The sequence below is a fragment of the Quatrionicoccus australiensis genome (assembly GCF_020510525.1).
GTDB classification, from domain to species: Bacteria; Pseudomonadota; Gammaproteobacteria; order Burkholderiales; family Rhodocyclaceae; genus Azonexus; species Azonexus australiensis_B.
On the sequence record NZ_CP075188.1, the window covers coordinates 2,534,904 to 2,554,999 of the forward strand.

Annotated in this window: 14 protein-coding genes and 2 pseudogenes; 14 read left to right on the top strand and 2 right to left on the bottom strand. The window is 63.1% G+C overall.

Features of this window, described 5'->3' with window-relative positions:
* The first annotated feature begins 48 nt into the window (after positions 1–48).
* The 11 genes and pseudogenes from puuE to KI612_RS19855 all read left to right on the top strand — a co-directional run.
* Positions 49–996: an allantoinase PuuE gene (puuE, locus tag KI612_RS12220; RefSeq protein WP_226440357.1), complete on the top strand. Its 948-nt coding sequence runs from the start codon at positions 49–51 to the stop codon at positions 994–996.
* Complete coding sequence (gene alc / locus KI612_RS12225; protein WP_226440358.1) at positions 993–2,024, top strand: allantoicase; 1,032 nt, start codon at positions 993–995, stop codon at positions 2,022–2,024. The genes puuE and alc overlap by 4 nt, the downstream gene beginning before the upstream one ends.
* Positions 2,021–2,515 (top strand): ureidoglycolate lyase, encoded by a 495-nt coding sequence (locus KI612_RS12230; RefSeq protein WP_226440359.1) that lies wholly within the window; start codon positions 2,021–2,023, stop codon positions 2,513–2,515. The genes alc and KI612_RS12230 overlap by 4 nt, the downstream gene beginning before the upstream one ends.
* Before the next feature lie 312 nt (positions 2,516–2,827).
* Positions 2,828–3,868: a PAS domain-containing sensor histidine kinase gene (locus tag KI612_RS12235; RefSeq protein ID WP_226440360.1), complete on the top strand. Its 1,041-nt coding sequence runs from the start codon at positions 2,828–2,830 to the stop codon at positions 3,866–3,868.
* A complete protein-coding gene (locus KI612_RS12240; RefSeq protein WP_226440361.1) occupies positions 3,861–4,493 on the top strand; it encodes a response regulator in 633 nt (210 codons plus the stop codon). Before KI612_RS12235 ends, KI612_RS12240 begins: the two co-directional genes overlap by 8 nt.
* 113 nt (positions 4,494–4,606) lie before the next feature.
* Positions 4,607–6,244: a fatty acid--CoA ligase gene (locus tag KI612_RS12245; protein ID WP_226440362.1), complete on the top strand. Its 1,638-nt coding sequence runs from the start codon at positions 4,607–4,609 to the stop codon at positions 6,242–6,244.
* Positions 6,245–6,268: 24 nt separating this feature from the next.
* On the top strand, positions 6,269–8,665 hold the full coding sequence (locus KI612_RS12250) for a 3-hydroxyacyl-CoA dehydrogenase/enoyl-CoA hydratase family protein (RefSeq protein ID WP_226440363.1): 2,397 nt from the start codon (positions 6,269–6,271) through the stop codon (positions 8,663–8,665).
* 17 nt (positions 8,666–8,682) lie between these two features.
* Positions 8,683–9,882, top strand: a complete 1,200-nt coding sequence (locus tag KI612_RS12255; RefSeq protein ID WP_226440364.1) for an acetyl-CoA C-acyltransferase — start codon at positions 8,683–8,685, stop codon at positions 9,880–9,882.
* A gap of 10 nt (positions 9,883–9,892) precedes the next feature.
* Positions 9,893–11,689, top strand: coding sequence for an acyl-CoA dehydrogenase (locus KI612_RS12260; RefSeq protein WP_226440365.1), 1,797 nt, complete (start codon positions 9,893–9,895; stop codon positions 11,687–11,689).
* 502 nt (positions 11,690–12,191) lie between these two features.
* Positions 12,192–12,374, top strand: a pseudogene (locus tag KI612_RS19850) (PDDEXK nuclease domain-containing protein); the annotation flags it as partial.
* 80 nt (positions 12,375–12,454) lie between these two features.
* Positions 12,455–12,715, top strand: a pseudogene (locus tag KI612_RS19855) (PDDEXK nuclease domain-containing protein); the annotation flags it as partial.
* Positions 12,716–13,200: 485 nt separating this feature from the next.
* On the opposite strand, the gene KI612_RS12270 reads toward KI612_RS19855, so the two are convergent.
* Together KI612_RS12270 and KI612_RS12275 are read right to left on the bottom strand one after the other, a co-directional pair.
* A complete protein-coding gene (locus KI612_RS12270) occupies positions 13,201–14,232 on the bottom strand; it encodes an adenosine deaminase (protein WP_226440366.1) in 1,032 nt (343 codons plus the stop codon).
* 149 nt (positions 14,233–14,381) lie between these two features.
* Positions 14,382–15,458, bottom strand: coding sequence for a BMP family ABC transporter substrate-binding protein (locus KI612_RS12275; RefSeq protein ID WP_226440367.1), 1,077 nt, complete (start codon positions 15,456–15,458; stop codon positions 14,382–14,384).
* A 163-nt stretch (positions 15,459–15,621) separates the two neighbouring features.
* Between KI612_RS12275 and KI612_RS12280 the strand changes: the two genes are divergently transcribed.
* The 3 genes from KI612_RS12280 (at position 15,622) to xdhB (ending at position 20,075) form a co-directional block, all read left to right on the top strand.
* Positions 15,622–16,116, top strand: a complete 495-nt coding sequence (locus KI612_RS12280; protein ID WP_226440368.1) for a nucleoside deaminase — start codon at positions 15,622–15,624, stop codon at positions 16,114–16,116.
* A gap of 96 nt (positions 16,117–16,212) precedes the next feature.
* Positions 16,213–17,718, top strand: a complete 1,506-nt coding sequence (gene xdhA, locus KI612_RS12285) for a xanthine dehydrogenase small subunit (RefSeq protein ID WP_226440369.1) — start codon at positions 16,213–16,215, stop codon at positions 17,716–17,718.
* Positions 17,715–20,075, top strand: coding sequence for a xanthine dehydrogenase molybdopterin binding subunit (gene xdhB / locus KI612_RS12290; RefSeq protein WP_226440370.1), 2,361 nt, complete (start codon positions 17,715–17,717; stop codon positions 20,073–20,075). Before xdhA ends, xdhB begins: the two co-directional genes overlap by 4 nt.
* The last annotated feature ends 21 nt before the right edge of the window (positions 20,076–20,096 follow it).

Below are 20,096 nucleotides of genomic sequence, written 5' to 3' on the forward strand. Positions count from 1 at the left end.
TGCATTCCCGAGAAAAAAGAATGGGCCGCAGTATAGTTGGAGGCAGCTATGAGCCATATACGCAAAACCGAATACCCGCGCGATCTGATTGGATATGGTGCGCACCCGCCGCATGCCGCCTGGCCCGGCAATGCCCGGATTGCCGTGCAGTTCGTGCTCAATTACGAAGAAGGCGGCGAGAACTGCGTGCTGCATGGCGACGCCGGCTCCGAGCAATTTCTCTCCGAGATGTTCAATCCGGCCAGCTACCCGGAACGCCACCTGTCGATGGAGTCGATCTACGAATACGGCTCGCGCGTCGGCGTCTGGCGCATCCTGCGTGAATTCGAGAAGCGCGGCCTGCCGCTCACCGTGTTCGGCGTCGGCATGGCGCTGCAACGCCACCCGGAACTGACCGCCGCCTTCGTCGAACTCGGCCACGAAATCGCCTGCCACGGTTGGCGCTGGATTCACTACCAGAACGTCGATGCAGCCGTCGAACGCGAACACATGCGCCTGGCGCTGGAAGTCATCGAACAGATGACCGGCGAGCGCCCGCTCGGCTGGTACACCGGCCGCGACAGCCCGAACACGCGCCGCCTGGTTGCCGACGACGGTCGACTGCTCTACGACAGCGATTATTACGGCGACGACCTGCCCTTCTGGACCGAGGTCACGAAGAGCGACGGCACGCCGGTGCCGCACCTGATCGTGCCCTACACGCTCGACACCAACGACATGCGCTTTTGCCTGCCGCAGGGTTTCAGCCACGGCGACCCGTTCTTCCAGTATCTGAAAGACAGCTTCGACGTGCTCTACGCCGAAGGCGACGAATCGCCCAGGATGCTGTCGATCGGCATGCACTGCCGCCTGCTCGGCCGGCCCGGCCGCTTCCTGGCGCTGCAACGCTTCCTCGACCATATCGAACAACACGACCGGGTCTGGGTCTGTCGCCGCCTCGACATCGCCCGCCACTGGATCGCCACCCACCCATACCGCAAGGACTCCGCACTATGAGCGACGCTGCGCCCATCGTTTCCGCCCCCGCCACCCTGCCCGACTGGGCGACCCGTTCGGTGAACCTCGCCGACGCCCGCATCGGCGCGCGCGCCATTGCCGCCAGCGACGAATTCTTCGCGCCGCTCGAACGCCTGCTCAACCCGGAACCGGCGGTGTTCATCCCCGGCAAGTACGACGCCAACGGCAAATGGATGGACGGCTGGGAAACCCGTCGCAAGCGTACCGCGGGCTACGACTGGAGCCTGGTCAAGCTCGGCCGGCGCGGCATCGTGCGCGGCTTCGACGTCGATACCAGCCACTTCACCGGCAACTTCGCGCCGGCCATCTCGATCGACGCCACCGACTGCGAATCGGACGACCCCGCCGTGCTCGCCAACGCGCGCTGGACGCGCATCCTGCCGTCCACGACCTTGTCGGGCAACAGCCATCACCTGCTCGAAATCAGCAGCACCGACACCTGGAGCCACCTGCGCCTGAACATCTACCCGGACGGCGGCATCGCCCGCCTGCGCGTCTATGGCCAGCCAGTCGGCGTTTTCGATGCCAACGAGCCGGAACGTATCTACGACCTCGTCGCGCTGGAAAACGGCGGCCGCGCCGTGGCCTGGAACGACGCCCACTTCGGCTGCGCCGCCAACCTGATCGCGCCGGGGCGCGGCATCAACATGGGCGACGGCTGGGAAACCCGGCGCCGGCGCGAACCCGGCAACGACTGGTGCATCCTGCAACTGGGCACGCCCGGCCTGATCGAGCGCATCGAAGTCGACACCGCCCACTTCAAGGGCAACTACCCCGACCGCTTCTCGCTGCAGGCGGCACGCATGGACGGCGGTACCGACCAGTCGGTGATCACGCAGAGCATGTTCTGGCCCTTCCTGATCAGCGAACAGAAGCTCTCGATGGACGCCATCCACACTTTCAGCGGCAACCTCGCCGACCTCGGCCCGGTCACGCATGTGCGCCTCAACATCATCCCCGACGGCGGCGTCTCGCGCCTGCGCCTGTGGGGCAAGGTGGCCTGGTGAAAAAGCTCGTTCCGGAAGCGTTGACCGCTGCGGCCTTCGCCCCCTTCGGCGAGGTCATGGCGGTCGACGCCGCAAAAATGCCGATTTCCATCAACGCCGGCAACACCGAGCGCTACCACGATCTGGCCAGACTCGACCCCGGCCCGGACGGCAAGCTGATCGTCAGCATCTTCCGCGGCCAGCCGCGCTCGCTGCCCTTCGCCGTCAGCATGATGGAACGCCACCCGCTCGGCTCGCAGGCCTTCATGCCGCTCGGCAACCAGCCCTACCTGGTCGTCGTCGCCCGCCCCGGCCCGGCACCCGGCCCGGACGACCTGCGCGCCTTCCTCGCCCGACCCGGCCAGGGCGTCAATTACGCAACCGGCGTCTGGCATCACCCGCTGCTCGCGCTCAATGAAATTGGCGATTTTCTGGTGGTCGACCGATCGGGACCGGGCAACAACTGCGACGAAGTCAGCATCGAACCGCCAGTCAGCCTGAGCCTCGATTAATCAGGCGAACCCGGCCGGCAACAAGGCGCGCGAAGCGGGCAGCGTAAAATGGCGGCGCCCTCCTCGCTCCCTGCCCCATGCCCCTCGCCGCGCCCGCCCATGGCGAACAACTGATCCAGAAAAGCCGCTCAAACGAATCATCCACCGCAGCATAAATGCGATACTCAGGGCTGCTGTAGGAAAAATCTGAAGTAACGCTATGTCGCTGGTCATTCCAGCGCACAAAACCAGTTCTCAACTATTCTGATTGCCCTCCTTGGGCTGGTAGTTGGAGGCGTCGAAACTTTTGCGCGTGCTTTCTCTGGTAGGGCAATGTCCAAAGACCTTGATATTCCTTTTCGCGGAATCGTCGAACAATCACTGGCTGGCATCTATGTAATTCAAGACGAGGTATTCGTCTATGTGAACGCGACTTTCTCCGGCATGCTGGGCTATACGCCAGAGGAAATGACAGGGATGCATTTGCGCCAGGCGGTGGTCCCGGAGTTGCAGGACGAGACCATTCGTAACTTTCACCGACGGGTCAGCGGAGAGGTTCCCAGCATTCGTTATACAACGGTCGGGAAACACAAGCTTGGTTTCCCGGTTACGCTCGACGTTCATGGTTCCAATCTGCAATATCGTGGGCAGCCAGCCGTGGTTGGCGTCGGGGTGAACATCAGTGAGCAGGTTCTCCAGCAGGAAGAGTTGAGAATCTCGCGTGAGCGTCTTCGAGAGTTGGCCGAATACATCAATACGGCCCGCGAGGAACAACGCACACGAATCGCCCGGGAGTTGCACGACGTGGTTGGGGGCATGCTGACCTCGATGAAATTGGACGTACAGCGCATTGCCCGCAAGACCGAGAACCCGCAATTAAAGAACATCGTTGCCGATCTTTTGGCGCTGGCGCAGGAAAGCATCGATACCGTTCGCAGCATTTCCGAAGACCTGCGCCCCGGCGTGCTTGACCATCTTGGTCTACCCGCGGCTTTGCGGGCGGCCCTGCGCCAGTTTTCGGAACGAACCGAAATTGCCAGCGAATTGACGGTCGAGGATTTTGATGAGGTCGTGTCACAACCGCGAGAAACGGCCGTGTATCGCATCTGCCAGGAAGCGCTGACCAATATTGCCAAGCATGCCAATGCAACGCATGTGCATGTCAGGCTGTACACCATTGATCGTCAGTTAAAACTGGAAATCAAGGATAACGGTCGCGGAATCTCGAACTCGACACCAACCGGCAAGAGCATAGGCCTGCTCAGCATGGCAGAACGGGCACGCGAACTCGGCGGCAGTCTGACGGTCGAGCGGGGTGAACGGGGAGGAGCATGCCTGCAGATGAGTATCCCACTGGAAGAGCGTCATGATTGAAATCCTTATGGCCGATGACCACGCCATATTTCGAAGTGGTGTGCGACGCTTGCTGTCAGATGAACAGGATATGCGCATTGTGGCCGAAGCCGCCAATGGCCCGGAGGTTGTCGAGCAGTTAAGGCAGCGTTCTTTCAGCCTGATATTGCTCGACATCAACATGGGTGGGCGCAGTGGTCTGGAAACGATGCGGAGAATCCGCGCGGAGTGGCCCAAGCAACCGGTCATCATGTTGTCGATGTATCCGGAAGATCAATATGCCCCGATTGCACTTGAACTCGGTGCCAACGGCTACCTCTCCAAGGACAGGGATGCCGATGAACTTCTTTCTGCGATCCGCATTGCAGCAGGCGGGGGGTATTACCTGCCGCCGGGCTTGTCAGGCGGGATTCTGGCCGGCTTGAGGAAGCACGATGATGCTCCCTTGCATCGGGAACTGACTGAACGTGAATGGGAAATCCTGCGTCTTATTGTCAAAGGCACGTCACTGACGGCCATCGGGCTTCGTCTGAGCCTGAGCGTCAAGACCATCAGCACCTACCGAACCCGGCTACTGGCCAAGTTACGCCTGGAAAGCAACGCTGAACTGATTCGCTATTGCCTCGAACACGGCATTACCGACTGAGCACGACGCGTTATTTCAGATTTTTCCTACAGACACTCCGGAAACCTCTGGCAGCAATTTAATTTTCCGGGCACTAGTCTCCCTGTTCCATACCAAAAATACAGGAGACTGCGATGCCCGCAAGCACCATCGAGGTTACGCCCTCGGCATACACCTACCCGCTGCTGATCAAGCAATTGCTGCACTCGGCCGTCGCCAGTGCAGGCGATCAGAGCATTGTCTATCGCGATCTTGGCCGGTATACCTATCGCCAGTTCTTTGAACGCATTGGCCGCCTGGCCAATGCCCTGTCCGGCCTGGGCATCGCCCCGGGCAATACCGTGGCTGTCATGGACTGGGATAGCCATCGCTACCTTGAAGCATTCTTTGCCGTACCGATGATGGGTGCCGTGCTGCAGACCGTCAATGTGCGCCTTTCGCCAGAACAAATACTGTACACACTGAATCACGCCAAGGCCGACATCGTCTTGGTCAACGTTGAATTCATCCCGACCCTGGCGATCATCAAGGACCAGCTCGAAACGGTGAAGAAATTCGTCCTGATCAGCGACGACGGCGCGACGATGAGCAGTTTCAAGGTGCCCTACGCCGGCGAATATGAAGCCCTGCTGGCGGCGGCACCGGCCAGCTACGACTTCCCCGATTTCGACGAAAACACCCGCGCCACGACCTTCTACACCACCGGCACCACCGGCCTGCCGAAGGGCGTCTATTTCAGCCACCGGCAACTCGTGCTGCACACGCTGGGCGTCGCGACGGCGCTCGGCACTGCAGCCGGACAGGGCCGGCTGCATCGCGACGACGTCTATATGCCGATCACGCCGATGTTCCACGTGCACGCCTGGGGCATGCCCTACGTCGCCACCATGCTCGGCCTGAAGCAGGTCTATCCCGGCCGCTACACGCCGGACATGCTGTTGCAGCTGATAGCCAAGGAAAGCGTGACCTTCTCGCATTGCGTCCCGACCATCCTGCACATGCTGTTGAGCAACAAGGCCGGCGAGAACATCGACCTGTCGCGCTGCAAGATGATCATCGGCGGCGCCGCCTTCCCCAAGGGCCTGGCTGCAGCCGCTTTGGCGCGGGGTATGGACGTCTTCACCGGCTACGGCATGTCGGAAACCTGCCCGATCCTGACCATCGCGCATGTCCGCGAGGAGCTGCCGGATGCCGAGGCCGAGGCGACCGAACGCATCAAGACCGGCTACACCATTCCGCTCGTCGATCTGCATACGGTCGATGCCGAAATGCTTGATGTCGAGCGCGACGGCAAGGCGACCGGCGAGATCGTCGTGCGCGCCCCGTGGCTGACCCAAGGCTACCTGCACAACCCGGACGCCTCGGAAGACCTGTGGGCCGGCAGCTACCTGCACACCGGCGACATCGGCACCCTCGATCCGCGCGGCATGCTGACCGTCACCGACCGCCTGAAGGACGTCATCAAGACCGGGGGCGAATGGGTGTCCTCGCTCGAACTGGAGAGCGTCATTTCGCAGCATCCGGCGGTCAATGAAGTCGCCGTCATCGGCATCAAGGACGACAAATGGGGCGAGCGGCCGCTGGCCATGATCGTCCTGCGCGCCGAACACACGGCGACGGTCGACGACATCAAGCAGCATGTCCTGCGCTTTGCCGAGGAAGGCCATATTTCCAAATTTGCCGTGCCCGAGCAGGTTCGTTTTGTCGACAGCCTGAGCCGGACCAGCGTCGGCAAGCTCAACAAGAAGGCCATGCGTGAGCAACTGGCCTGATAACGTGATTCAGGAGAATCAGCAATGAAACTAGTCGTTAATAAAGCGGCCGTTCTCGGTGCTGGCGTCATGGGAGCGCAGATTGCCGCCCACCTCGCCAACGCCAACGTGCCGGTGGTGCTGTTCGACCTCCCGGCCAAGGAAGGTGACAAGAACGGCATCGTCAAGAAGGCGCTCGATGGCCTGAAGCGTCTGCAACCGTCGCCACTGGTCACGCGCGACAAGCTGCAGTACATCGACGCCGCCAATTACGAGGAACATCTGGAACTGCTCTCCGGCTGCGATCTGGTCATCGAAGCCATCGCTGAACGGATGGACTGGAAGAACGATCTTTATTCCAGAATTGCCCCGTTTTTGCCGTCGACCGCCATCATCGCCTCCAACACCTCCGGCCTGTCGATCAATGCGCTGGCCGAAGGCCTGCCGGAGGCGCTGCGTCCGAATTTCTGCGGCATCCACTTCTTCAACCCGCCGCGCTACATGCCGCTGGTCGAAATCATCGCCACCCGCAGCACCGATCCGGCCACCCTCGACAATCTCGAAACCTGGCTGACCTCGCGCCTCGGCAAGGGCGTTGTCCGTGCCCTCGATACGCCGAACTTCGTCGCCAATCGCATCGGCATCTTCTCGATTCTCGCGGTCATGCATCACACGGCTGCCTTCGGCCTCGGCCTGGATACCGTCGACGGCCTGACCGGTCCGAAGATCGGGCGTCCGAAGAGCGCCACCTTCCGGACCGGCGATGTCGTCGGTCTCGACACCCTGGCCCATGTCGTCAAGACCATGCGCGACACCCTGCCGGGCGATCCCTGGCATGGCCACTTCAATGTCCCGGCCTGGCTTGATGACTTGATCGCCAAAGGGGTGCTCGGCCAGAAAACCAAGGGCGGCATCTTCCGCAAGCTGGGCAAGACCATTCAGGTCTTCGATCCGGCCAGCGGCGATTACCGTGACAGCGACGACAGCCTGGCGCCGGAAGTCGACGCCATGCTCAAGATGAGCGACCCGGCGGCCCGCCTGAGCGCCTTGCGCACTTCGCACCATCCGCAGGCCCAATTCCTGTGGTCCATCTTCCGCGACCTGTTCCACTACTGCGCCGTGCAACTCGAAAACGTCGCTGACAATGCGCGCGATGTCGATTTCGCGCTGCGCTGGGGCTTCGGCTGGGGGCAGGGGCCGTTCGAACTGTGGCAGGCCGCCGGCTGGGCCGAAACGGCACAGGCGATTGCCGCCGACATCGCCGCCGGCAAGGCCATGAGCAGCGTGCCGCTGCCGGCCTGGGTGATGGCCAAGGAGCGCACAGGTGTGCACGGCCCGGCCGGATCGTGGTCGGCCAGCCGCCAGGACAATGTGCCGCGCTCGACCCTGCCGGTCTATGGCCGTCAGCTCTTCCCGGAATTGTTGCTGGGCGAAACCCTGGCCCTGCCGGAGAGCAGCGGCCAAACCCTGTTCGAGAACGACGGTGTCCGTTTGTGGACGCTGCCAACGGTCGACGCCGGCATTGGCATCATTTCCTTCAAGTCCAAGATGCACGCCATCGGCGACGAAGTCCTCGACGGCGTACTGGCTGCACTCAAGCAGGCAGCCGGCAGTCTCGATGGCATGGTCATCTGGCACGACGCGCCCTTTGCCGTTGGCGCCAATCTCAAACAGATCAGCGATGCCTGCGTGGCCGGTGATTTCGATCGCCTCGAACAGACGGTGAGCAAGTTCCAGCAGGCGACGATGGCCATCAAGTATGCGCAACTGCCGGTCGTGGCTGCCGTGCAAGGCATGGCGCTCGGTGGTGGTTGCGAGTTCGCCATGCACGCCGCCAAGCGCGTGCTGGCGCTGGAAAGCTATCTCGGTCTGGTCGAAGTCGGCGTCGGGCTGATCCCGGCCGGCGGCGGCTGCAAGGAGCTGGCGCTGCGCGCGGCCCGTTGGGCGGCACAGTCCGGCGCTTCGGGCGAAGTGCTCGGCAACCTGTCGCCAACCTTCATGACCGTGGCCATGGGCAAGACCAGCAAGAGCGCGCATGAAGCGATCGATCTCGGCTTCGGCAAGGCCGGCGACACACTCCTGTTCAATGCCCGCGAACTGCTCTTTGTTGCCCTCAAGGAAGCCCGCCTGCTGGCCGATGCCGGCTATGTCCCGCCGGTCCCGGCGCGCGGCGTTCCGGTGGCCGGTCGGGCCGGTATCGCCAGCATGGAGATGACACTGATCAACATGCGCGAAGGCGGCATGATTTCGGCCCACGATTACCGCGTTTCCCGCGCCGTCGCCGTTGCCCTGTGCGGCGGTGAAGTCGAATACGGCAGCCTGGTCGATGAAGCCTGGCTGCTGGCCGTCGAACGCCGGCAATTCCTCGAACTCCTCAAAACCCCGGAAACCCAGGCACGCATCAAGCACATGCTGGACACCGGCAAACCCCTGCGTAACTGAGACGGCGGAGACAGACAATGAACAAACAGATTCAGGACGCCTATATCGTCGCCGTGACCCGTACCCCGGTCGCCAAGCGCAAGGGCATGTATCGCAACGTGCGGCCGGATGACCTGCTGGCCCACGTCCTCAAGAGTGTCATGGCGCAGGCGCCGGGGCTGGACCCGGCATTGATCGGCGACGTGATCGTCGGTTGCGCCATGCCGGAAGCCGAACAAGGCATGAACGTCGCCCGCATCGGCGTCTTGCTGGCCGGGCTGCCGAACAACGTGCCGGGCATTACCATCAACCGCTTCTGCTCGTCCGGTTCGCAGGCGGTGGCCGATGCGGCCAACCAGATCCGCCTCGGCCAGGCCGATGTGATGATCGCGGCCGGCACCGAGTCGATGACGGTGATGACCAACATGATGGGCAACAAGGTGGTGGTCAATCCAGGCGTGTTCGCCCACGACGAGCAGCGGGCCATCGCCTTCGGCATGGGCCTGACCGCCGAGAAGGTGGCCGAGCAATGGCACATCAGCCGCGAGGAACAGGATGCCTTTGCCTACGCCTCGCACCAGAAGGCCTGCGCAGCGATCGATGCCGGCCACTTCAAGGCCGAGATCACGCCATATCTGGTCGACGAGTATCTGCCCGACCTGAAAACCGGCGAGGTCAAACATCGCCAGCGCCTGGCCGAGCATGACGAAGGCGCACGCGCCGACGTGACGCTGCAGAGCCTGGCCAAGCTGAAACCGGTGTTCCACGCCAGGGGCTCGGTGACGCCCGGCAACGCCTCGCAGATGTCGGACGGTGCAGCAGCGGTGCTGCTCGTTTCGGAAAAGATCCTCAAGCAGTTCAACCTGGTACCGCTGGCCCGCTTCTGCAGCTTTGCCGTAGCCGGTGTGCCGCCCGAAATCATGGGCATCGGCCCGGTCGCGGCGATCCCCAAGGCGTTGAAGCTGGCCGGCATCGCTGAACACCAGCTGGACTGGATCGAGCTCAACGAAGCCTTCGCCGCGCAGGCGCTGGCCGTGTTGAAGGATGTGCCGCTCGATCCGGGCAAGATCAACCCGCTCGGCGGCGCCATCGCGCTGGGCCATCCGCTCGGCGCAACCGGTGCCATCCGCACCGCCACGCTGGTGCATGGCCTGCAGCGCACCGGCGGCAAGTACGGCATGGTCAGCATGTGCATCGGCACCGGCATGGGTGCGGCCGGCATCTTCGAACGGCTGTGAGGGGGCGAGCATGAGCGACTATCGCGCCCCGATTGAAGACATGCGCTTCGTCATGGACGAGCTGGCCGATTTGCCCGGCATCGCCCGCCTGCCCGGCTTCGAGGAGGCAACGCCCGACATGGCCGACGCCATTCTCGAAGAAGCGGCCAAATTCACCGGCGAAGTGCTCGCCCCGCTGAATGCGGTCGGTGACCGCGAAGGTTGCCGCTGGCAGGAGGGTGCGGTGAGCACACCGCCGGGCTGGAAGGAAGCCTATCGCCAGTATTGCGAAAGCGGCTGGAATGGCATTGCCTGTTCACCTGCATATGGCGGGCAAGGCCTGCCCAACGTGCTGGCTATCGCCGTCAAGGAAATGGTCTGTTCGGCCAATCTGGCCTTTTCGGTTTGCCCCCTGCTGACCACCGGCGCCATCGAAGCCTTGATGACCTGCGCCAGCAGCGAGCTGATCGAGACCTATCTGGCCAAAATGATCAGCGGCGAATGGACAGGCACCATGAACCTGACCGAGCCGCAGGCCGGCTCCGATCTGGCGCTGTTACGCAGCCGGGCCGAACCGCAGGCCGACGGCACTTACCGCATCTTCGGCCAGAAGATCTTCATCAGCTATGGCGAGCACGACATGGCGGAAAACATCGTGCATCTGGTGCTTGCCCGCCTGCCCGATGCGCCACCCGGCGTAAGGGGCATTTCGCTGTTTCTCGTACCCAAGGTTCTGGTGAATGCCGATGGTTCGCCCGGCATGCAGAACGACGTTGCCTGCGTCTCGATCGAGCACAAGCTGGGTATCCACGGCAGCCCGACCTGCGTCATGGCATTCGGCGAACAGGGCGGCGCCGTCGGCCATCTGCTTGGCATGGCGAATCGCGGCCTGGAATACATGTTCATCATGATGAATGAGGCACGCATGGGCGTCGGCCTGCAGGGTGTCGCCCTCGGAGAGCGGGCCTACCAGCAGGCACTGGCTTATGCACGCGAACGCAAACAGGGCCGGGATGCGGTCACCGGCGAGGCGCTTGTCAGCATCGACAAGCATCCGGATATCCGCCGCATGCTGATGTTGATGAAGTCGCGCGTTGAAGCCTGCCGCGCCACGACCTATTACACCGCCGGTCTGCTCGACCGGGCGCATGCCGGCATGGATCCGGAACAAAAGAAGCGAGACCTGCTCCTGGCTGAATTCCTGATCCCCGTGGTCAAGGGAGGCGGCACCGAGATGGGAATCGAAGTGACTTCGCTCGGCATCCAGATTCATGGCGGCATGGGCTTCATCGAAGAAACCGGCGCCGCACAGTACTGGCGCGATTCGCGGATCACAACGATCTACGAAGGCACAACCGGCATTCAGGCCAACGACCTGATCTATCGCAAGCTGATGCGCGACCAGGGCGCCACCGCCAAGATCGTCTTCGACGAGGTGCGCGCAACCGCCGCAGCACTGCTGGATTCCGCTTGTCCTGAGCTGCAGGCCATCGGCCAGCGCTTGTTGACCGCGCAGCAGGCCTGGTGCGACGCAACAGAGTGGGTGTTAAGCAATGCCAAGAGCAATGCCTCCGGCGTGCTGACGGCAGCGGTTTCCTACCTGAACCTGGCGACCACCGTCTGCGGTGGCTGGATGTTGGGTAAGGCAGCCCTCGTGGCCGCCAGCCACCTGGACAAAGGTGAGGGCGCGCCGCGCTTCTCGCGCAACAAGATTGCGACCGCCGGATTTTATGCCGAACAAATTCTGGCGCAGGCGCATGCCTGGGAAAGAATCGTCGCTGCCGGCGATGCTTCGATCAAGCACATCGGTGACGAACTATTCGAATAGGGATAAATGTGAGGGTCACTCTGCGGGTGGGGCAACGTTTTTGTTGCCTGCATCGCTTTCGAGGGGGGTTATACCCCCTCTTTTTTTCAGATCAGCAATTCGAAATCAGCAAGCGGGTGAGCAGTCCACCGCTTGGACAATGAGTTTTTCAACGCCATCGATACAGGGCACCCATTCGAAAAATGAGGAAGCCGCCATTTGCAGCAAGTCGCCACTGATCGGTGGCATCCGGTCGATTGCCGATGTGTGACGCACTGCGTCACGAATTGAGCTGCCCCCACTACCCACGCTATTACGCGTCGAGAGTGCCGATGCCCAGCAGTGGTACATGAACGAAGCCGCCGCGCAGAACTGGAGTTCCCGCGCACTGGAGCGCCAGATCGGCACCTTGTATTACGAACGACTGCTGCTGAGTGAAGACAAGCAGGCAGTTACTGCCGAAACCGATGCCAAGCTGGGCGCCCTGAAACAAGTACCGCGCGAATTCATCCGTGACCCGGTGATGCTCGAATTCCTCGGCTTCCCTGATAGCGGCAAGCTGCTGGAATCGACGCTGGAACAGGCCTTGATGGATAAGTTGCAGGCTTTCCTGCTCGAACTGGGCAAGGGCTTTGCCTTTGTCGCCCGCCAGCAACGCATCAGCACGGAAAGCAAGGATTTCTACATTGATCTGGTGTTCTACAACTACCTGCTCAAGTGCTTTGTGCTGATCGACCTGAAAACCCATGAGCTGACGCATCAGGACATCGGGCAGATGGATATGTATGTCCGTATGTCCGCATGTACGACGATCTCAAGCGTGGCCCGGATGACAACCCCACCGTCGGCATCCTGCTCTGCGAACACAAGGATCATTCCGTGGTGCGCTACTCGGTGCTGCACGACAGCGAGCAGTTGTTCGCCAGCAAATATCGCCTGATCCTGCCCAGCGAAGAAGAGCTGCGCTGCGAGATCGAACGCGAACGGGCGATCCTGGACGAAGCCCAAAATACTGCACAGGACATTCCGGGAGAAGGACTGGCATGAGCAAGAGCGCTGCGCTCGAAGTCTAGCCCGACCATCAAGGTCAGCTACGGCCGAGAACCTCTCGCCAGGCATCCGGCGGATTCACCTCCCCGTCTCAGACGCCACAGCCCTTAATGTCGCAGACCAGAGCATCACCCGCATTCCCGCCCTCTAGCCCCCGAACCTGACTACGCCACCAATCCTGAAAGGCTTGCGGCCACCCCAGGTCACCGGTTGGTTGTTCTTCATGATGCAAGCTGCTCCCTGTCGCCTGCGGGACTCATGCGCGAGGCCGCCAGGCAATGTTTATATGATTTTTTATCTGTAAACGAGGGGCAAGCAGGAAATACGCCTATCACGAAGGCAATAGTCCGGGCCTCTCCGGGAATGCCGGAAACGCTTGCGCTACGGCAATCGCCGGATACCGGGGGTACATCACGACGTGCTGCAGCGCTGTCGACTACTCGACAAGCGATGCAGCATGCGTAAAGTTTGCTACATTTTTTTCAGGCCTCGGCAAAACACGCATCAAGCCGCGCGATCCAGCCGGCCTTTTCGGCATCGCTGGCGAAGCTCGCCTCGAAACTGTTGCGCGCCAGCTGGTACCAGGTCGCCGCATCGAAATGGAATGCGGCCTGCACGGCGCGGATGTTGTCGTTGAGATAACCGCCGAAATAGGCCGGGTCGTCGCTGTTCAGCGTGACTTTGGCGCCCTGTGCCAGCAGCTTGCCTAGCGTGTGCCCGGTCATGTCCTTGAACACGCAGAGACGGATGTTCGACAGCGGGCAGACCGTCAGCGGCACACCTTCGCGCACCAGACGCTCGACGACGGCGACATCCTCAAGGGCACGCACGCCGTGATCGATGCGTTTCGAGCCGAGCAAATCGAGGGCTTCGCTGATGTAGACCGGTGGGCCTTCCTCGCCGGCATGTGCGACGACCGGCTTGCCGAGTGCGCGGCAGCGGGCGAAGACGCGCGCGAACTTGCTCGGCGGATTACCCTTTTCCGAGGAGTCGAGACCGAAACCGTCGATCCGCGCCAGATGCGGTTCGGCCTCGGCCAGCGTGGCGAAGGCGTCTTCCTCGCTGAGATGGCGCAGGAAACAGAGAATCAGCCGACCGCTGATGCCCCAGCGCGCCTGACCCTGGCGCAGGCCTTCTTCCAGGCCATCGAGCACGGTAACGAAGGGAATGCCGCGCGCCGTATGCGTCTGCGGATCGAAGAACATCTCGGCATGGATCACGTTGTCGGCCGCGGCGCGCTCGAGATAGGCCAGCATCAGGTCGCGGAAATCGTCGGCCGTGCGCAGCACGTCGGCACAGGCGTAGTAGAGATCGAGGAAGGATTGCAGGCTGTCGAAATCGTAGGCGGCAGCGAGCGCCGCTTCATCGGCGTAAGGCAGCGTGATGCCGTTGCGGCGGGCCAGCGCGAAGGCCAGCGCCGGCTCCAGCGTGCCTTCGATATGCACATGCAGCTCGGCCTTGGGCATGCGGCAGGCCAGTTCGAGGCTGGCGTCCTTGTCTTGCGTGGCGATCATGGGAATTCTCCTGAGAGCTTGGCCGGCGACCAACATCAAGCCTAGCCTGAGCCATGGATTCTACAAAATACTTGCGATACCGGCCGGCAAAAGCGGCCAGCCAATAAAAAACGCGACCCGCAGGCCGCGTTTCCGGGTACCGGTGGTGCTTACTTCGGAATCGAACCTTCGACGCCTTCGACGTAGAAGTTCATCTTCTTCAGGTCGCCATCGGCGTAGGTCTTGCCGGCGGCGAGCAGTTCCTTGCCGCTCTGATCCTTGAGCGGGCCGGTGAAGGGGTGCAGCGTACCGGCCTTGATCGCGTCGCGGCGCTCTTCGGCCAGCTTCTTGACCGGTGCGGTAACGGCCGGACCGAAGCTTTCGATATTGACGGCGCCTTCCTTGACGCCCCACCACAGGTCGCCGCTCTTCCAGGTGCCGGCCTGCACTTCATCCAGCGTCTTCTTGTAGATCACGCCCCAGTTGAGCACGGAAGCCGCCAGGTGGGCCTTGCCGCCGAACTTGGTCATGTCCGAATCCCAGCCGAAGGCGAGCACGCCCTTCTCCTGCGCAGCCTGGACGACGGCCGGCGAGTCGGTGTTCTGCATGAGCACGTCACAGCCTTGCGAAATCAGCGCCAGCGCGGCTTCGCGTTCCTTGCCCGGATCGAACCAGGAGTTCACCCAGATGGCGCGCGTCGTGATTGCCGGATTGACGCTGCGCGCGCCGATCGTGAAGGCGTTGATGTTGCGGATGACTTCCGGGATGGGAATCGAGGCGACGACGCCGAGCTTGTTGCCCTTGCTCATCTTGCCGGCAACGACGCCGAGCATGTAGGCGCCTTCATAGGTACGCACGTCGTACACACCGAGGTTGGCGGCCGTCTTGTAGCCGGTGGCGTGCATGAACACGGTATTCGGGAAGGCCTTGGCGACCTTGGCCATCTGGTTCATGTAACCGAAGGAGGTGCCGAAGACGACCTTGTTGCCCTTCTGGGCCAGATCGCGGAAGACGCGTTCGGCGTCGGCGGTTTCTGGCACGTTCTCGACAAATGCGGTCTTGACCTTGCCGCCCGACTGGCTTTCCAGCAGCTTGCGGCCTTCATCGTGCGAATAGGTCCAGCCGTGATCGCCGGTCGGGCCGATATAGACGAAACCGGCCTTGACCGGTTCGGCGGCTTGGGCAGCGGTCAGGCCGGCAACGGCCATGACCGCAACGGCAGTGAGTGTCTTGAGTCTGGACAGCATGCGAAGTTCTCCTTGGAAGGTCTGTGAGGGTTGGTTGCTGCACTGTAGCAATCAAGTGCGGTCCAACCTATCTCGCCAACGTTATGACCAGTATTGCTCAGGACTGTCATGCCCCGGGCAAGGCTGCCGCGATAATTCCGGCAACACTTTACGAAAGCCCGCCATGCCCAGCAACCTGACCGAACTCGACGCGCAGCACCTGCGCTACTGCATCGCCCTCTCCCGCCAGGTGCGCGACAGCGGCAAGCATCCCTTCGCTGCCATCGTCGTCGATGCCGCCGGCCATATCGTCGCCGAAGCCGGCAACGATTCGCTGCCACCCGAGGGCGATCCGACCCGCCACGCCGAACTGGTCGCCGCCGGCCTCGCCGCCCGCCGCCTGAGCCCGGAACAGCTCGCCGCCGCGACGCTCTACACCAGCGCCGAACCCTGCGCCATGTGCGCCGGCGCCATCTACTGGTGCGGCATCGGCCGCGTCGTTTATGCGCTGTCCGAGCACAAGCTGCTCGGCCTGACCGGCGACCACCCGGAAAACCCGACCTTCGCCCTGCCCTGCCGTGAGGTGTTTGCGCGCGGCCAGCGCCGCATCGACGTCACCGGCCCCTGCCTGGAGGACGAGGCCGCGGCGCCGCACATCGGCTTCTGGCAGCAACCATAAGAAAGCGCACATAACCCTTATCGTCCCGGGCCTCTCAACCCTGCCCGATGAGCTGTGCTACCTTGAACCATCGTCACAGGAAACCCTTTCAGCATCATGTCCGAACGCCCCATCCAGTTCTATTTTCGCGGTGCCCTGCATGCCGTGCAGGGCCCGGCGCCGACCCGTACGGTGCTCCAGTATCTGCGCGAAGACCTGCTGCAGACCGGCACCAAGGAAGGTTGCGCCGAAGGTGACTGCGGCGCCTGCACCGTCGTCGTCGGCGAACTGGTCGGCGCCGACGGGCAGGAGGAACTGCGCCTGCGCGCCGTCAATTCCTGCATCCAGTTTCTGCCCTCGCTCGACGGCAAGGCGTTGTTCACGGTCGAGGATCTGGCACCGGCCGCCGACCAACTCCACCCGGTACAGCAGGCGCTGGTCGACCGGCACGGTTCGCAATGCGGCTTCTGCACGCCGGGGTTCGCGATGTCGCTGTTCGCGCTCTATGAAAACCAGCCGAGCTGCCCGGAGCGCGAGGAAATCGACCACACGCTGTCGGGCAACCTGTGCCGCTGCACCGGCTATCGCCCCATCGTCGATGCGACGCAGGATGCCTACGCCCTGCCGCGCCAGCCGCTCAACCGCTTGCCGGTGATCGCCGCTCTCAAGGAACTCGCCAAGCTGCCGCCGCTCGATTACGCCGGTGGCGGCCGGCGCAGCCACAGCCCGCGCAGCCTGGCCGAACTCGCCGAATTGCGCGAAAAACTGCCCGAGGCCCGCCTGGTCGCCGGCGGCACCGACGTCGGCCTGTGGGTCACCAAGCAGGGGCGCGATCTCGGCGAAATCATCCAGCTTGGCGCCGTGGCCGAACTGAAAAGCGTCGCGATCGGCGCCGAACGCCTGGAAATCGGCGCTGGCGTCACGTTGACCGATGCGTTTGCCGCGCTCACCGCCTTCGAGCCGCAATGGGCCGAACTGGCCCGCCGCTTCGCTTCGACCCCGGTCAAGAATGCCGGCACGCTGGGCGGCAATGTCGCCAACGGCTCGCCGATCGGCGATTCGATGCCGGCCCTGATCGCGCTCGGCTGCCGCATCGTGCTGCAAAAAGGCAGCGCGACGCGTGACATGGCGCTCGAGGATTTCTATGTCGATTACCAGAAGACGGCTTTGCAGGCCGGCGAATTCGTCCGCTCGCTGATCCTCGATGCGCCGCAGGCACCGCTGCAACGCCTGTTCTGCAGTTACAAGGTGGCCAAGCGCCTCGACCAGGACATTTCAGCGGTCGCCGCCGGGCTGGCCGTGCATGTCGACAGCGATGGCCTGATCCGCCGCGCCCGCCTCGCCTTCGGCGGCATGGCGGCAACACCCAAGCGCGCCGCCGCCTGCGAAGCCGCGATGCTCGGCCGGCCGTGGGACCCGGACACGGTGCGCCTGGGCATGGCGGCGTTGAAGGAAGATTTCGCGCCCTTCTCCGACGTGCGCGCCAGCAGCGCCTACCGCCTCACCGTCGCCGCCAACCTGTTGCAGCGCTTCTGGCTGGAAACCGGGCAAAAAAACACGTCGACCGCTACGCCGGTACGTCTCGCCCAGTTGTCGCCGATCGCGCCGGAGGCCCGCCCATGAGCGCCCGTCCCGCAAATTCCCAGCTCTCCGGCCCGCTCGTCGGCCGCGCCATTCCGCACGAAAGCGCGCATCTGCACGTCAGCGGCAAGGCCGCCTACATCGACGACCTGCCCGAACTGGCCGGCACGCTGCATGCCGCGGCCGGCTTGTCGACCTGCGCGCGCGGTCGCATCAAGAGCCTTGATCTGTCTGCCGTGCGCACCTATCCCGGCGTGCGCTGCGTGATCACCGCCGCCGACATTCCCGGCGAGAACAATTGCGGGCCCATCCTGCACGACGATCCGATCATCGCCGGCGAGGAAATCCAGTTCTACGGCCAGGTGATTTTTGCCGTCGCCGCCGAGACGCGCGACGCCGCGCGGCAGGCGGTACGTCTGGCGAAAGTCGAGTACGACGTCGAAACGCCCATCCTCGACATGGACGCGGCGATTGCTGCCGAGTCCTGGGTGCTGCCGCCCTTCGCGATGCAGCGCGGGCCGGTCGATGCGGCGTTTGCCGCAGCGCCACACCACCTGAGCGGCACGGCCCGCGTCGGCGGCCAGGAACATTTCTACCTCGAAGGCCAGATTTCCTATGTCCAGCCCAAGGAAGACCACACGCTGCACCTGATCTGCTCGACACAGCACCCGACCGAGATGCAGCAACTGGTTTCGCATGCGCTGGGCTGGCGTTCGCACCAGATCAGCGTCGAAATCCGGCGCATGGGCGGCGGCTTCGGCGGCAAGGAATCGCAATCGGCGCAATGGGCCTGCCTGGCGGCGATCCTGGCGGTCAACACCGGAAAACCGGTCAAAATGCGCCTCGACCGCGACGACGACATGATCGCCACCGGCAAGCGCCACGGCTTCCAGTACGCCTGGGAATCGGCCTTCGACGACAGCGGCCGCCTGCTCGGCCTGAAGCTGGAGATGGCCTCGAACTGCGGCTACTCGGCCGACCTCTCCGGCCCGGTCAACGACCGCACCATCTGCCATATCGACAACGCCTACTACCTCGACGCGGTGACGCTGAAGAGCCTGCGCTGCAAGACCAATACCGTGTCGAACACCGCTTTCCGCGGCTTCGGCGGGCCGCAGGGCATGTTCGTCATCGAGACCGTGCTCGACGACATCGCGCGCCATCTCGGGCGTGATCCGCTGGCCGTTCGCCAGACCAATTTCTACGACGTCGAACCCGGCGCGCGCAGCACGACGCCCTACGGCATGACCGTCGAAGACAACGTCGCCCCGGCCCTGGTCGCCGAACTCGCCGCCAGTTGCGATTACGCCGCGCGGCGTGCGGCGATTGCCGAATTCAACGCCGGCAGCCCGGTCATCAAGCGCGGGCTGGCGCTGACCCCGATCAAGTTCGGCATCTCCTTCAACGCCACGCATTACAACCAGGCCGGCGCGCTGGTCCATGTCTATACCGACGGCACGGTGCTCGTCTCGCACGGCGGCACCGAGATGGGCCAGGGCCTGTACACCAAGATCAAGCAGATCGTCGCCCAGGAATTCGGCCTGCCGCTGGAAGATGTGCGCCTCTCCTCGACCGACACCAGCCGCGTCGCCAATACCTCGGCAACCGCCGCGTCGAGCGGCGCCGACCTCAACGGCAAGGCCTCGCAGAATGCCTGTCTGAACATCAAGGCGCGCCTCGCCGCCTTTGTCGTCGATCTGTGCAACGGCAAGGTTACGACCGAAGACGTGCAATTCGTCGACGGCCGCGTCAAGGCCGGTGACGCCTACGACGCCAGCTTCCACGAACTGGTCATGACCGCCTACCGGGCGCGTATCCAGCTCTGGGACGCCGGTTTCTACAAGACGCCGAAAATCCATTTCGATCCGGTCACCAAGCTCGGCCGGCCCTTCTTCTACTTTGCCTACGGCGCCTCGTGCAGCGAGGTCGCCATCGACACGCTGACCGGCGAAAGCCGCGTGCTGCGCGTCGATGTGCTGCATGACGTCGGCCGCTCGATCAATCCGGCGCTCGACATCGGCCAGATCGAAGGCGGCTTCATCCAGGGCATGGGCTGGCTGACCAGCGAGGAATTGTGGTGGAAAACCGGGGGCGCCCAGGCCGGCCGGCTGATGAGCCACGCACCCTCGACCTACAAGATTCCGACCGCCAGCGATTTGCCGGAAGTCTTCAACGTCCGCCTCTTTGACAACGCCAATGTCGAGGACAGCATCCACCGCTCCAAGGCGGTCGGCGAACCGCCCTTCATGCTCGCGCTGTCGGTTTTCCAGGCCCTGCGCGATGCGGTCGGCGCGACGCTGCCGGCGGGCAGCCAGGTCAGACTCAGCGCGCCGGCGACGCCGGAAGCGATTCTCGCCGCCCTCGCCCCGGCCAGCGGTCGACTGCCGGAAAAAGCATGAAATCGCCAACCGGAGACCCCC